The organism is Corynebacterium appendicis CIP 107643 (assembly GCF_030408415.1).
Taxonomy (GTDB): domain Bacteria; phylum Actinomycetota; class Actinomycetes; order Mycobacteriales; family Mycobacteriaceae; genus Corynebacterium; species Corynebacterium appendicis.
In genome coordinates this window covers 1,454,081-1,468,839 of the sequence record NZ_CP046976.1, presented here as the reverse complement: position 1 = coordinate 1,468,839, position 14,759 = coordinate 1,454,081, and the positions used below count along the sequence as shown (strand labels likewise).

13 protein-coding genes are annotated in these 14,759 nt (G+C 66.6%); 12 read left to right on the top strand and 1 reads right to left on the bottom strand.

Annotated elements, in window-relative coordinates; all coding sequences use genetic code 11:
* Positions 1-39: 39 nt before the first annotated feature.
* From nusA to CAPP_RS07175, 8 genes are all read left to right on the top strand, one after another.
* Positions 40-1,086 carry a transcription termination factor NusA gene (nusA, locus tag CAPP_RS07210; protein WP_076598813.1) on the top strand — a complete coding sequence of 349 codons (1,047 nt, stop codon included), beginning with the start codon at positions 40-42 and terminating at the stop codon, positions 1,084-1,086.
* Positions 1,087-1,270: 184 nt separating this feature from the next.
* A complete protein-coding gene (locus CAPP_RS07205) occupies positions 1,271-1,552 on the top strand; it encodes a YlxR family protein (RefSeq protein ID WP_076598814.1) in 282 nt (93 codons plus the stop codon).
* A 135-nt stretch (positions 1,553-1,687) separates the two neighbouring features.
* Positions 1,688-4,528 carry a translation initiation factor IF-2 gene (gene infB, locus CAPP_RS07200; RefSeq protein WP_076598815.1) on the top strand — a complete coding sequence of 947 codons (2,841 nt, stop codon included), beginning with the start codon at positions 1,688-1,690 and terminating at the stop codon, positions 4,526-4,528.
* 129 nt (positions 4,529-4,657) lie between these two features.
* Entirely contained in the window at positions 4,658-5,092 is a 435-nt protein-coding gene (gene rbfA, locus CAPP_RS07195) for a 30S ribosome-binding factor RbfA (protein WP_076598816.1), read from the top strand.
* A complete protein-coding gene (locus CAPP_RS07190) occupies positions 5,093-6,079 on the top strand; it encodes a DHH family phosphoesterase (protein WP_076598817.1) in 987 nt (328 codons plus the stop codon).
* Positions 6,076-7,410, top strand: coding sequence for an MATE family efflux transporter (locus CAPP_RS07185; protein WP_076598818.1), 1,335 nt, complete (start codon positions 6,076-6,078; stop codon positions 7,408-7,410). Before CAPP_RS07190 ends, CAPP_RS07185 begins: the two co-directional genes overlap by 4 nt.
* A 10-nt stretch (positions 7,411-7,420) precedes the next feature.
* The gene (locus tag CAPP_RS07180; RefSeq protein ID WP_076598819.1) at positions 7,421-8,230 is read left to right on the top strand and encodes a metallophosphoesterase family protein; all 810 of its coding nucleotides are present in this window, start codon (positions 7,421-7,423) and stop codon (positions 8,228-8,230) included.
* A complete protein-coding gene (locus tag CAPP_RS07175) occupies positions 8,227-8,940 on the top strand; it encodes a 4'-phosphopantetheinyl transferase family protein (protein ID WP_076598820.1) in 714 nt (237 codons plus the stop codon). The genes CAPP_RS07180 and CAPP_RS07175 overlap by 4 nt, the downstream gene beginning before the upstream one ends.
* On the opposite strand, the gene truB is transcribed toward CAPP_RS07175, so the two are convergent.
* Complete coding sequence (gene truB, locus CAPP_RS07170; protein WP_076598821.1) at positions 8,902-9,810, bottom strand: tRNA pseudouridine(55) synthase TruB; 909 nt, start codon at positions 9,808-9,810, stop codon at positions 8,902-8,904. The two genes, CAPP_RS07175 and truB, sit on opposite strands and share 39 nt — an antisense overlap.
* A gap of 31 nt (positions 9,811-9,841) precedes the next feature.
* Between truB and CAPP_RS07165 the strand changes: the two genes are divergently transcribed.
* The 4 genes from CAPP_RS07165 (at position 9,842) to CAPP_RS07150 (ending at position 14,739) form a co-directional block, all read left to right on the top strand.
* Entirely contained in the window at positions 9,842-10,804 is a 963-nt protein-coding gene (locus tag CAPP_RS07165) for a bifunctional riboflavin kinase/FAD synthetase (RefSeq protein ID WP_076598822.1), read from the top strand.
* 54 nt (positions 10,805-10,858) lie between these two features.
* Positions 10,859-11,815 carry a nucleoside hydrolase gene (locus CAPP_RS07160; protein WP_076598823.1) on the top strand — a complete coding sequence of 319 codons (957 nt, stop codon included), beginning with the start codon at positions 10,859-10,861 and terminating at the stop codon, positions 11,813-11,815.
* A gap of 168 nt (positions 11,816-11,983) precedes the next feature.
* Complete coding sequence (gene rpsO, locus CAPP_RS07155) at positions 11,984-12,253, top strand: 30S ribosomal protein S15 (RefSeq protein ID WP_076598824.1); 270 nt, start codon at positions 11,984-11,986, stop codon at positions 12,251-12,253.
* Positions 12,254-12,447: 194 nt separating this feature from the next.
* Positions 12,448-14,739, top strand: a complete 2,292-nt coding sequence (locus tag CAPP_RS07150; RefSeq protein WP_076598825.1) for a polyribonucleotide nucleotidyltransferase — start codon at positions 12,448-12,450, stop codon at positions 14,737-14,739.
* The last annotated feature ends 20 nt before the right edge of the window (positions 14,740-14,759 follow it).

The following is a 14,759-nucleotide window of genomic DNA, read 5'->3' as shown; positions in this document are numbered from 1 at the left end:
CGAGACCCAGCACGACCATCCCCGTAGTAAGGAAGACAAGTGAATATTGACATCGCTGCACTCGAAGGCATTGAGAAGGAAGCCGGCATCCCGGTCGACGACCTGTTGACCACGATCGCGACGGCACTCCTGCACGCCTACCGCGAGGAGAGCGGCCCGACCGGTCGCGGGGGAACTGGTGCTGGTGTTAGCGCTGCCGGAGAAGTGAGCGACTCGAAGGCGCGCGTCGACATTGACACGGAGACCGGCCAGGTCGCGGTGCTGGTCAGCGAGCTCGACGACGAGGGCAACGTCGTCTCCGAATACGACGACACCCCGGTGAACTTCTCCCGCGTGGGTGCGCTGGCTGTGCGCGAGGCCATCTTCAAGCGCATGCGTTCCGCCGAGGCGACCCGCGCCTACGACGAGTACTCCGGCCTAGAGGGCAAGGTCGTCTCCGGTGTCGTGCAGCGCGACGCGAACGCGAATGCGCGCGGCATCGTCGTCGTCCAGCTCGGCACCGAAGCGAACCCGCAGGACGGCATCCTGCTGCCGGCGGAGCAGATCCCGGGTGAGAAGCTCGAGCACGGTGACCGCGTCAAGGCGTACGTCGTCGGCGTGACCACCGGCGACCGCAACACCACCGTCAACCTGTCCCGCACGCACCCGGAGCTGGTGCGCGGCCTGTTCGCGCTCGAGGTACCGGAGGTCGAGGACGGCTCCGTCGAGATCGTCGGCATCGCGCGCGAGGCCGGCCACCGCTCCAAGGTGGCGGTGAAGGGCACCGTGAAGGGCATTAACGCCAAGGGCGCATGCATTGGCCCGCGCGGCGCGCGCGTCACCAACATCATGGACGGCCTCAACGGCGAGAAGATCGACATTGTCGACTATTCCGACGACCCGGCCGTCTACGTGGGCAATTCCCTCGCGCCGTCCAAGGTGATCAAGGTCGAGGTGCTCGACCTTGAGGCGCAGACTGCGCGTGTGACCGTGCCTGACTACCAGCTCTCGCTCGCGATTGGCCGCGAAGGACAGAATGCCCGTCTGGCGGCGCGCCTGACCGGCTGGAAGATCGACATCCACTCGGACGCGGGCCGCGCTGACTAGGCGGGGATGCGCCCTCGGGGCACAGCCCCGACGGCACCGCGTACCACGGTGACGAATCCACCCGGTGTAATTCATTCGGGTGAAAGTGAACAAGAAGTTACAGTTCCGAGCCCCAATGGCGTATGCTTGACCCTTGGCTTCAATCCTGCCGAGGTGGTGGGGTGGGAGGCGTCGATAAGCGAAAATGAGTAACCCGACACGAACCCGGACGTGCATAGCCACGCGCGAGGCGCGGCCGGACACTCAGCTTCTGCGCGTCGTCGTCGACCCCGCTGACTCCACGCGCGTCATCGCGGACCCGGGACGGAGACTTCCCGGCCGCGGCGCGTGGATTACACCCACCATCGAGGCATGTGAGCTGGCGGAGTCGCGCCGCGCCTTCGGGCGGGCCCTCCGGGTGTCCGCGAATGTGGACACCAGCGCAGTACGAAAGTACATCGCGGAAGAAATTCCGCACAGTAAGTGAAAAGGACTAAAGAACTGATGAGTCTTCAGCCATGAAGCAGACCATGAAGCATCAGCGATGAACGTCATGACCATCGTCTAGAGGCCTGTCGCGTAGCCGCGGACAGTCGCCTCTAGCTCAACCAAGAGGAGATACGTGTCCGGAAAGCTACGCGTTCACGAACTGGCAAAACAGCTCGGCGTAACAAGTAAGGAATTGCTCGCCACCCTGAAAGAGGAAGGCGAGTTCGTCAAAACCGCATCGTCCACCATCGAACCGCCGGTGGTGAAAAAGATGAAGGCGCTCTACGAAGAGCGCGGTGCCAGCGACGGCGCCAAGGACGATAAGGCTGCTGCGAAGAAGCCGGCTGCCGGGGCAAAGAAGACCGGAGCGAAGAAGCCGGCCGCTAAGCCGTCGGCTGCTGCGAAGCCGGCCGCCAAGAAGAGCGCGGACAGCAAGGCTGGCGAGGCTAAGGCTGCGCCAAAGCCGGGTGCCGCCCCGAAGCCGGGTGCCGCGTCGAAGGATGCGCCGAAGCCTGGCGCCGCTCCGAAACCGGGCGCTGTAGGCAAGGCAGCTCCCAAGCCGGGTGCCGCGCCGAAACCGGGCGCTGCCGCAAAGCCGGCACCGAAGCCGGCCGCACCGGGACCCAAGCCCGCAGCGAAGCCGGGTCCGAAGCCCGGTGCTGAAGGCGGTTCCGCGCCAATGCCGCGTCCGATGCCCAAGCCGGGCGGTCGCCCGCGCGTGGCGAACAACCCGTTCTCCTCGAACCAGGGTGGTCCGCGCCCGCAGCCGCGTCCCGGCGGCGGCCGCGGCGGTGCCGGCGGCCAGCAGAAGCGCCGCGGCGACCAGGCCCCGCGTCCGGGCGGCCAGGGTGGCCGTTCCGGCGGCGGTTCCCGTTCCGGTGCACCGAGCCCCGCGGATATGGCGAACCACCCGAATCCGGCGCAGATGCCGTCGCGCGCTGCCAGCCGACGCGGTGGCGGACGCGGACACGGTGGCCCGGGCGGACCTGGTGGTCGCGGCCGCGGCCCGATGGGCGGCGGCGGTTTCCGCGGTCGCGGTGGACGCCGTGGCGGCACCGCCGGCGCATTCGGACGTCCGGGCGGCGCACCTGGCAAGGGACGTAAGTCGAAGCGTCAGAAGCGCCACGAGTACGAGGAGATGCACGCACCGAACGTCGTCGGCGGTGTGCGTCTGCCGGACGGCGGTGGAAAGACCGTGCGTCTGCGCCAGGGTGCGACCCTGTCAGACCTCGCCGAGAAGATCGGCACCGAGGCATCGAACCTCGTCCAGGCTTTGTTCAACCTGGGCGAGATGGTGACGGCAACGCAGTCTGTCTCCGAGGAGACGCTGCAGCTGCTGGGTGCCGAGATCAACTACGAGGTGCGGATCGTCTCGCCCGAGGACGAGGACCGCGAGCTGCTCGAATCCTTCGACCTGCAGTTCGGCGAGGACGAGGGCGGCGAAGAAGCCCTCGAGCAGCGCCCGCCGGTGGTGTCCGTCATGGGCCACGTCGATCACGGTAAGACCCGACTGCTGGACTCGATCCGCAACGCGAATGTCGGCCGCGGCGAGGCTGGCGGCATCACCCAGGGCATCGGCGCGTACCAGACCGAGGTCACCCTGGAAGACGAGCCGCGCAAGATCACGTTCCTGGATACTCCGGGCCACGAGGCGTTCACCGCCATGCGTGCCCGCGGCGCGAAGTCCACGGACTTGGCCATCCTCGTTGTGGCGGCCGACGACGGCGTCATGCCGCAGACCGTCGAGGCGATCAACCACGCCAAGGCGGCGGAGCTGCCGATCGTGGTCGCCGTGAACAAGGTGGATAAGCCGGAGGCTCAGCCGGACAAGATCCGCGGCCAGCTCACCGAGTACGACCTCGTGCCGGAGGAGTACGGCGGTGACACGATGTTCATCGACATCTCCGCCAAGCAGGGCACGGGCATCGACGACCTGCTCGAGGCTGTCCTGCTCACCGCGGACGCCGCGCTTGAGCTGACGGCGAACCCGGACATGGACGCGCAGGGTCTGGCCATCGAGTCCCACCTGGACCGCGGCCGCGGCCCGGTCTCCACGGTCATCGTCCAGCGTGGCACGCTCCGCGTCGGCGATTCCATCGTCGTGGGCGGCAACTTCGGCCGCGTGCGCCGCATGATCGACGAGTGGGGCAACGACGTCGACGAGGCCGGCCCGTCCACGCCGGTACAGGTCCAGGGCCTCAACGGTGTCCCGGGCCCCGGCGACAACCTGCTCGTGGTCGAGGACGACCGCGTGGCACGCCAGATCGCCGCGCAGCGTGACGCTCGTCAGCGCGCCGCGATGCAGGCGCGGAAGAAGAAGCGTGTCTCTCTGGAGAACCTGGACCAGGCGCTCAAGGAGACCAGCACGCTCAACCTCATCCTCAAGGGCGACAACGCCGGTTCGGTGGAGGCCCTCGAGGAAGCGCTGCTCAAGATCGAGGTGGACGACGAGGTGCAGGTCAACATCATCGACCGCGGTGTCGGTGCTGTGACCCAGACCAACGTGTCGCTGGCTGCGGCCTCGGATGCGGTGATCATTGCCTTCAACGTCCGCTCCGAGGGCAAGGCCACGGAGGAAGCCAACGAGGAAGGCGTGGAGATCCGCTACTACTCGGTGATCTACCAGGTCATCGAGGACATGGAAGCTGCGCTCAAGGGCATGCTCAAGCCCATCTACGAGGAGCGCGACCTCGGTTCCGCGGAGATCCGCCAGATCTTCAAGGCATCCTCTGTGGGCCTCATCGCGGGCTGCATGGTCACCTCCGGCAAGGTCAAGCGCGGGGCGAAGGTCCGCCTGGTGCGCGACGGCAACGTCATCAAGCCGGACGCGACGATCGATTCGCTGCGCCGCGAGAAGGACGACGTCACCGAGGTGGACAAGGGGTACGAGTGCGGCATGGTGCTGTCCTACCCGGACATCCAGGTCGACGACGAGATCCAGGTCTACGAGATGGTCGAGGTTCCGCGCACCTAACGCACAGACCGCTTATCGACGGCTCCGACCCGCCCACGCCCCGCTGGCTCACCGCCCGCGGGGCGTGGGCGTTGGTGAGGGGCGCTACACTAGGGAAGCTGATTTTGAAGAGCAGGAAGGGGAATCACTGTGGCTGACAACACCCGCGCGCAGCGCTTGGCCAAGCGGATTCAGACAATCGTGGCCAGCGCAATCGAGCGCCAGATCAAGGACCGCCGTTTGGAACTGGTCACTGTCACGGATACCCGCGTCACCGGTGACCTGCACGATGCGACTGTGTACTACACGGTCCGCGGCGCAGATATCGACGACGAGCCCGACCTGGACCAGGCCGCCGAGGCGCTGCACCGCGCCCGCGGCCAGCTCCGCAAGATCATGGGCGACGAGCTGGGCGTCCGGTTCACTCCGACGCTGAGCTTTGAGCTGGATACCGTGCCGGAGGTGTCGGCACGCATGGAAGAGCTGCTCGCGCGCGCCCGCGCCCGCGACGAGGAGCTGGCGGAGCTGAAGAAGAACGCGAAGCCGGCAGGCGAGGCTGACCCGTACAAGACGAGGGACGAGTAGATGGGGTATCTCTTCGCCCCCGGCGAGGGCGATTTCACGGCGGTGGCGGAGCGCCTGAAGGCCGCCGATGCCGTGCACGTGGTCACGCACATCCGCCCCGACGCTGATGCGGTGGGGTCAGCCTCCGCGCTGGCGCTCGCTCTGCGAACCCTCGGGGTCACTGTCGACGTGCGGATCGGGCAGCGCGCCCCGTGGCCGGAGAACCTGGCCACCATTCCGGGGGTCGAGGATGTCATTCTCGGCGACGAGCTGCCGGACGACGGCCTCGTGGTCACCACGGACTGCGCCTCGCTCGACCGTACCGGGCGGCTCGCCCCGGCAATCGCGGCGGCGTCCGAGCGCCTGATCGTGATTGACCACCACGCATCCAACCCGGGCTTCGGCGGCATGAACCTCGTGCTGCCGTCCGAGTCGACGACGGTGATCATCCGCGAGCTCATGCACTACCTGGGTGTCGAGCTGAGCCCGGAGATCGCGTACTGCCTGTACGCGGGCCTGGTCACCGACACCGGCAGTTTCCGCTGGGGAACTCCGCGCATGCACCGTCTGGCCGCCGAGCTGCTCGACAACGGCGTGGAGCCGCGTTCAGCGGGCATGGACCTGATGGACGCGGTCTCCGCAGAGGACCTGAAACTCATGGGCGAGGTCATGGCGGGCATGACGACGCTCGCTGCCGGGAACCTGACCATGTCTGTCCTGCGCATCGACGACAGCCACCTGTCCGGCATGAACCAGACCGCCGTGGAGTCCATCATCGAGTACTCCCGCGCGCTGACGGGCAGCGATATCGGTGTGGTGTTCAAGGAGATCCACCCGGGCTACTGGTCGGTGTCGCTGCGCTCGACCGTGGTCAATGTCGCCGAGGTCGCCGCCGCGCACGGCGGCGGCGGACACATCCCCGCCGCCGGCTATTCGGTGGCGGGGCCGGTCGACGACGGGATCGCCGCGCTGCGCCGCACCGTCGAGGAAATGGCCGCGACACTGTGACGGAAACCGACAAGACTTCCCAGGCACCCGTCGACACCACGGTGACGCTGCGCCGCGTTTTGGCGCTGGCGCTGCCGGCACTCGGCGTGCTCGCGGCGAACCCGCTGTACCTGTTGTTGGACACCGCAGTCATCGGCCGCCTCGGCGCGGGCGAGCTGGCGGCGCTCGCGGCGGGCGCCACGGTGCAGTCGACGGTGACGACGCAGCTGACCTTCCTGTCCTACGGCACGACCGCCCGGTCGTCCCGCTTCTACGGAGCAGGAAAGACCGAACGCGCGATTGCGGAGGGCGTCCAGGCGACATGGGTCGCCATCGGCGTGGGTGTGCTGCTCGCATCGCTGGTGTGGATCTTCGCGCACCCGATCGCGCTCTTCCTCACCAACGACCCGGCGACGGCCGAGATGTCGGTGAGCTGGATGCGCGTGGCGGCATTGGCTATTCCGCTGACGCTGATCATCATGGCCGGAAACGGCTGGTTACGCGGGATCCAGAACACGAAGCTGCCGTTTTACCTCACCCTGTGCGGGCTCATCCCGGGCGCGGTGGCGCTGCCGTTCTTGGTGGCTAAATACGGCCTGGTGGGCTCGGCGGTGGCCAATGTCATCGGCATGGGGCTCACCGCTGCAGGCTTCCTCGGGGCGTTGATTCACGTGCATAAAGGATCGTGGGCGCCGCAGGGCAAGGTCATTGCGCGCCAGCTGGTGCTCGGCCGCGACCTGATCCTGCGCTCCCTGTCGTTCCAGGTGGCGTTCATCTCTGCGGCGGCGGTAGCGGGCCGGGTGAGTGTGGCGGCACTGGCGGCGCACCAGGTGATGCTGCAGCTGTGGAATTTCCTCACGCTCGTGCTCGACTCGTTGGCCATCGCAGCGCAGACGCTCACCGGCTCGGCGTTGGGCACGGGGCGTATCGACGACGCCCGCGCCGTCGGCGAGAAGGCCACCCGCCTGTCGCTGTGGTTCGCGCTCAGCCTGGCTGGCATCTTCGCTGTCGGCGGCCCGTTCATCCGCCGGCTGTTCACCACCGACGAGGCGGTGCTCGACGCGATGGCGGTGCCGTGGTGGCTGCTGATCGCCATGATCGCCGCCGGAGGCGTTCTGTTCGCGCTCGACGGCGTGCTGTTGGGCGCGGGCGACGCGGCCTTTCTGCGCACGCTCACACTCGTCTCGGTGCTGCTCGGCTTCCTGCCGGGAATCGCGATCGCGTACTGGGCGGAGACGGGGCTTGCAGGCATCTGGTGCGGCCTCACCGCCATGGTGGTGCTGCGCCTGGTGGGTGATGTGTGGCGCTTCTACTCGATGCGTTGGGCCACAATCGATGCGCCGGAGGACTAGAAAGAAGACCATGACTTCGACAACGTCGACACTGTGGGCCGTTTCGGACCTTCACGCAGCCGTGAAGGTCAACCGCCCGCGCGTCGACGACATCACCCCGGCGGACCCGTCCGACTGGCTGATCGTCGCGGGCGATGTCGCCGAGCGCACTGAGTTGGTGGTCAAAGTCATGGCCACGCTGGTGCAGCGATTCGACACCGTGATCTGGGTGCCCGGCAACCACGAGCTCTTCGCCCGCGGCACCGACCGGTACAGGGGCCGGGAGAAGTACACGGATTTGGTCAACCGGCTGCGCGGGCTCGGGGTGATCACGCCGGAGGACCCGTATCCGGTCTTCGGCGGCGTGACAGTCGTGCCGTTGTTCACGCTCTACGACTACTCGTTCCGGCCGCCCACCACCACGGTGGAGGAGGCGCTCGCCGCCGCGAAAAAGAACGAGATCATGTTCACCGACGAGGTGGCCATCGCCCCGTTCGCGGACATCCGCGCGTGGTGCTGGGACCGCCTGGCCTATTCGACGCGGCGGCTCTCGCGCATCGACGGGCCCACGATCCTCATCAACCATTGGCCCCTGATCCAGGAGCCGACGGACAAGATGTGGTGGCGCGAAGCCGCCCTGTGGTGCGGCACCCGGCACACCCGCGGCTGGGCGACGCGCTACAACGCTAGGGCAGTCATCTACGGGCACCTGCACATGCCCGGTGTGCACACCATCGACGGGGTGGACCACGTGGAAGTCTCGCTGGGGTATCCGGACGAGTGGAAGCGCAGGAAAAATCCACCGGCGTGGCCGTACGCGGTGATGGAGGTGGAGCGGTGATCGTCGAAAAGCTGTTTCCGGCTCCCGCCCGCGTGGTGTTCCTGCGGACCGACGCGAACGGGGACCTGACGAATTACAACCATCTCCACCCCGAAGAGCGCGTCGTGGTCAGCCGTGCAGTGGACAACCGCAAGGGCGAATTCGGCGACGCCCGCTGGTGCGCGCACCAGGCACTGCGGGAGCTCGGCGTGGATTCCGCCAGCGCGATCCTGAAGGGGGAGAAGGGCATGCCGCTGTGGCCGGAGGGCTACACCGGTTCGTTGACCCACACCGACGGGCTGCGCATCGCTGTCGCCGCGCCGACGGACGCGCTGCGGTCGGCGGGGATCGATGCCGAACCCGCCGAGCCGCTCCCGGAGGGCGTGCTCGACCAGATCGCACGGTCGCCGGAGCGCCACTGGGTCGACCTGCAGAAGACAGCGGGCAACGACTGGGCCGACCGCCTGCTGTTCTGCGCGAAGGAGGCCACCTACAAGGCCTGGTTCCCGATGACGCTGCGGTGGCTGGGCTTCGAAGACGCCGAGATCGAGCTCCGGCCCGACGGCACCTTCATCTCGTACCTTCTCGTCCGGCCGACGCCGGTTCCGTTCATCGAAGGCAGGTGGATGGTGCGCAGCGGGTATGTCTGCGCGGCCGCGTTCGTCCGGGCGGCGCAGCGCCGAAAGGGGCGGTTACAAAGTCGAGGGGCGGGCGACGAAGGTCGTCGATAAGCGGTTGCCCTTTTCTTTGACGAGCGCGACGGCCCTGCCGTCCGGACCGACGGCGGCGTGGACGCCTTTCAGCCCGCGGGGTTCGAGCCATTTGCCCATCGCGAGCGCGGCGTACTCGTCGGCGGTGACCTCGAGCACGGGCCACGCGGTAGTGAGAGCCTCGTCGAGGGTGAGCGAAAGCGCGACGTGATCCTCGAGCTCATCGAGCGTGCGCGCGTGCTCGAGCGTGAACGGGCCGGACGCCTCGCGGCGCAGCGCCGTGAGGTGCCCGCCGACGCCGAGCGCGTCGCCCATGTCGCGCGCGAGCGAGCGGATGTAGGTGCCCGACGAACAGTGCACGCGCGCGTCGATGTCGACGAACGTGCCCTCCCGGCGGATCCCGGAGACGTCGAAGCTGACAATCGTGACGGGCCGCGGCGGAATCTCGACCTCCTTGCCCTCGCGGACGAGCTCGTGCGCCCGCTTGCCGCCGATCTTGATCGCCGACACCTTCGACGGCACCTGCATGATGTCGCCCGTCAGCGCGCGGACCTGCTCCATGATCTCGGCGTCGCTCACCTGCGACGCGTCCGATTCGCGGAGCGCGTCGCCTTCCGCATCGTCGGTGCTCGTCGCCGCGCCGAGGCGGATCGTCGTGGAATAGACCTTCTCATCGGCGACGAGGTGCGCGAGCAGCTTTGTGCCGCGCTCAATACCGGCCACGAGCACGCCTGTGGCCATCGGATCGAGCGTGCCCGCGTGCCCCACCTTGCGGGTTCCGAAGAAGCGCCGCAGCCTCGCCACGACATCATGGCTGGTCACGCCAGCAGGCTTATCGACGACAACCACGCCCGAGGTGGAAAGCGGATCTGCAGTTTGGCCCACGTTCATACTCACCACCCTATGCACTACGCTTTCCGGCGTGGATATTTTGTCTGGGCTCGGCCAGGTTCCCGCCGACATGCGCGACCCCGTGGTGACCATCGGTGTCTTCGACGGCGTACACCGCGGCCACCAGAAACTCATCCGGCGCGCGGTGAAGCTCGCCCACGAGGCGGGCGTGGAGTGCGTCGTGATGACCTTCGACCCGCACCCGGTGACGATCTTCGCGCCGGATCACGCCCCCGACACGCTGCTGCCGCTGGAGGAGCGCGCCCGCCTCATCGAAGAACTCGATGTCGACCACCTGCTGGTCATCGACTTCACCAGAGAATTGGCGGGGGAGAGCCCGGAGGACTATTTCCGCGGCGTCATTGTGGACACACTCCACGCCTCCCGTGTCGTGGTGGGGGAGAACTTCACCTTCGGAGCCGGTGGCCTGGGCACGGCACAGACGATGCTGGCTCTCGGGGAGAAATACGGGGTCAATGTCGACGTTGTTTCACTGCTTTTCGACGGCACCGAGCGCATCTGCTCCACGGCCATCCGCGATGCCCTGCGCGGCGGGGACGTGGCGCAGGCCTCTGAATTCCTTGGCCGCGAATTCTCCGTGACCGCCGAGGTCGAGCGCGGCGCCGGGCGCGGCGGCCGCGAGCTCGGGTACCCGACCGCGAACCAGTACGCCTCCGACACCGAGGCCGTTCCCGCCGACGGAGTCTACGCCGGCTGGTTCACCGTGCTGCCGGACGGCAACCCGATCGAAGGTGACATGGAGCCCGGCATCCGTTACCGCGCGGCGGTCTCCGTGGGCACGAATCCCACCTTCGGTGATCACCGCCGCAGTATCGAGTCCTTCGTGCTCGACCGCGACGCCGACCTCTACGGCCGCACGGCGCGCGTGGAGTTCATCGCGAAGGTGCGCGACATGGTCAAATTCGACTCCGTCGACGAGCTGCTGGAGAACATGGCCCGCGACGTTTCCCGGGTGCGCGAGATCCTGTCCTAGCCCGCCCGCACCTTCTTCAAGCTCGCGGCGTGTTAAGGGCTAGTGTGGTGTGCCATGACCCGCAAAATGATTCTGGATCTGGACACCGGCATCGACGATGCCCTCGCACTCGCCTACGCCCTCGGCTCGGAAGAAGTCGACCTCATCGGCGTGACCGGCACTTACGGCAATGTGCTTGTTGAGACCGGCGTGCGCAACACCCTGGCCATTCTCGAGCTGTTCGGCCGCACCGACATTCCCGTCTTCGCGGGCCCGGGCCACGCCAGTGCGAAAGACTCCTTCGAGGTGCTGGAGATCTCTGAGTTCATTCACGGCAAGAACGGTGTCGGCGAGGCGGAGCTGCCGACACCGCAGCGCGTCGTGGAGACGAAATCGGCCGTCGACTTCCTCGTCGAGTCTGTCGAGCAGTACGGCGACGAGCTCGTCATCGTGCCCACCGGCCCGTCCACCACGATCGCCGCGGCCGCCAAAGTGAGCGACACCTTCGCGGACAAGGCCCACATCGTCATGATGGGCGGCGCGCTCACCGTCCCGGGCAATGTCTCCCCGTGGGCCGAGGCCAATGTCAACCAGGACCCGGAGGCCACCGACGCGATCTTCCGCCGCCTGAAGGACATCACCATGATCGGTCTGGATGTGACGCTGCAGACGCTGCTCACCGTCGACGAGACCGCGAAGTGGGAGGCACTCGGCACCCCGGGCGGCGATTTCCTCGCGGCAGCCACGAACTACTACATCGACGCCTATAAGACCACGGCGCCGCACCTCGGCGGCTGCGGCCTGCACGACCCGCTGGCCGTCGGCGTAGCCATCGACCCGAGCCTCGTCGACACCATCGCGATCAATCTCAAGGTGGACACGGAAGGTGAGACCCGTGGCCGCACCATCGGCGACGAGACCCGCCTCAACGAGGAGGAGAAGACGGCGAAGGTGGCAGTGGGCGTCGATAAGCAACGCTTCCTCGCAGAATTCATGCGGCGTTTGACCGACCTAGCGGCGGAAGCGAGGTAGACGCGATTAACGGTTGTGCGCGACCGTGCGCTAGTCTTTCTCGGTAACGGCACCGCGCTGTGCTCAGTGCAGTGTGGCTTTGACTGTGGTTCGCAGCAGTCGCCGCGCCGCTTCCTTGAACAGGGAAGATCCGCAGAATGCGAACTGAAATAACCAAGGAGAAAAATAATGGCTTTGTCCACTGAGAAGAAGACTGAGGTCCTCAAGGAGTACGGCCTGCACGAGACCGACACCGGCTCCCCGGAGGCTCAGGTCGCACTGCTCACCGAGCGCATCAACAACCTGACCGAGCACCTCAAGGACCACAAGCATGACCACCACTCCCGTCGTGGTCTGCTGCTTCTCGTCGGTCGCCGTCGCGGTCTGCTGAAGTACCTGCGCGAGAACAACGTTGAGCGCTACCGTGAGCTCATCGCCCGCCTGGGTCTGCGCCGCTAAGCGCTAACCGCTTATCGACGTCGCGCTTGCCGCGCCGCGCGGGTGAAGCGCCTTTCCGCCCGGTTCGTCCTTTGTGGATGAACTGGGCATTTTTCTATGTCTGCTGGTAACATGCCTGGTTGTTGTACGTAAGAAACCGACACGCGGCGGCACCGATGATCGCCGGAGAGACGAGAAGCCCAGAAAGGGATCTTTTGAGCAAGCACCAGACGCACACCCCGGACAATTCCGTCGAATTCAATGTGGACGAGGACTACGGCATCACCGATGCAGTCGCCATTCTGGACAACGGCGATTTCGGCGAGCGCACCGTCCGGTTCGAGACCGGCCAGCTCGCCCGCCAGGCCGGCGGTTCGGTGACCACCTACCTCGACGACGAGACGATGCTGCTGGCCACCACCACCGCATCCAACCAGCCGCGTGAGGGCTTCGACTTCTTCCCGCTCACCGTCGACGTGGAAGAGCGCATGTACGCCGCGGGCAAGATCCCGGGCTCGTTCTTCCGCCGCGAGGGTCGCCCGTCTACCGAGGCGATCCTGGCGTGCCGCCTGATCGACCGCCCGCTGCGCCCGACCTTCGTCAAGGGCCTGCGCAACGAGGTCCAGGTCGTCATCACCGTGATGAGCTGGGATCCGGAGGAGTACTACGACGTCGTGGCCATCAACGGCGCGTCCGCCGCGACGCAGCTGTCCGGCCTGCCGGTCTCCGGCGCTGTCGGCGGCGTGCGCATGGCGCTCATCGCCGACGAGGACCACCCGGACGGCCAGTGGGTCGCGTTCCCGAACCACGAGCAGCACGAGCAGGCCGTCTTCGAAATGGTCGTCGCCGGCCGCATCGTGGAAAAGAAGAAGGGCCGCAAGAAGGTCGAAGACGTCGCGATCATGATGGTCGAGGCAGGCGCCGGCGCCAACGTGGTCAAGCTCGTCGAGGACGGCGCCCCGGCCCCGACTGAGGCCACCGTGGCAGAAGGCCTCGAAGCCGCCAAGCCATTCATCAAGACCCTGTGCGAGGCGCAGCGCGGTCTGGCTGAGCGCACCGCGAAGGAAACCGAGGAGTTCCCGCTCTTCCCGTCTTACAGCGAGGAGATCTTCGACGCCGTGGAGAAGAAGGCCTCCAAGAAGCTGTCCAAGCTGCTCACTATTCCGGGCAAGGCCGAGCGCGACGATGCCACCAACGCCTACATGGAGGAGATCGAGGCAGACCTGCTCGACTCGCTGCCGGTTGAGGACGACGAGGACGCATCCAAGCAGATCCGCGCCGCCTACAACGCGGTGATGAAGCAGATCGTGCGCAACAAGATCCTCACCGAGGGCTTCCGTATCGACGGCCGCGGGGTCACCGACATCCGCGACCTTGGTGTCGAGGTCGAACTGGTTCCGCGCGCCCACGGCTCCGCCCTGTTCGAGCGCGGCGAGACCCAGATCCTCGGTGTGACCACCCTGGACATGCTGAAGATGGAGCAGCAGCTGGATTCGCTCCACCCGGAGACGTCCAAGCATTACATCCACCACTACAATTTCCCGCCGTACTCCACCGGTGAGACCGGCCGCGTCGGCTCCCCGAAACGCCGCGAGATCGGCCACGGTGCGCTCGCCGAGCGCGCTCTCGTGCCGGTGATCCCGTCCAAGGAGGACTTCCCCTACACGATCCGCCAGGTCTCTGAGGCTCTCGGCTCGAACGGTTCGACCTCCATGGGCTCTGTTTGTGCGTCCACGCTGTCGCTGTACAACGCCGGTGTGCCGCTGGCGGCTCCGGTCGCCGGCATCGCCATGGGTCTCGTCTCCGGTGAGGTCGACGGCGAGACGAAGTACGTCGCGTTGACCGACATCCTGGGTGCCGAGGACGCCTTCGGCGACATGGACTTCAAGGTCGCCGGCACCTCCGAGTTCATCACCGCACTGCAGCTGGACACCAAGCTCGACGGCATCCCGTCTGACGTCCTGGCTAATGCACTCAACCAGGCGAAGGATGCCCGCGAGGCGATCCTGGACACGATGGCAGAGATCATCGAGGGCCCGGACGAGATGAGCTCGCTGGCGCCGAAGATCACCACCGTCCACGTCCCGGTCTCCAAGATCGGCGAGGTCATCGGCCCGAAGGGCAAGACCATCAACCAGATCACCGAGGACACCGGCGCAGACATCTCCATCGAGGACGACGGCACCATCTACGTTGCCGCCGCCACCGGCGAGGCTGCCGACGCCGCGATCGAGCAGATCAACTCGATCGCCAACCCGCAGCAGCCGAAGGTCGGGGAGCGCTATCTGGGCACCGTGGTCAAGACGGTCGCCTTCGGTGCATTCGTCTCGCTCACCCCGGGCCGCGACGGCCTGATCCACATCTCCAAGCTCGGCGGCAACAAGCGCATCGAGAATGTCGAAGACGTGGTCAACGTCGGCGACAAGATCGAGGTGGAGATCGCCGACATCGACAACCGCGGCAAGATCTCGCTCGTGCCGGTCAGCGAGGATGAGGACGACGAGTAAGCGCTCTTCCTCTACGGCAA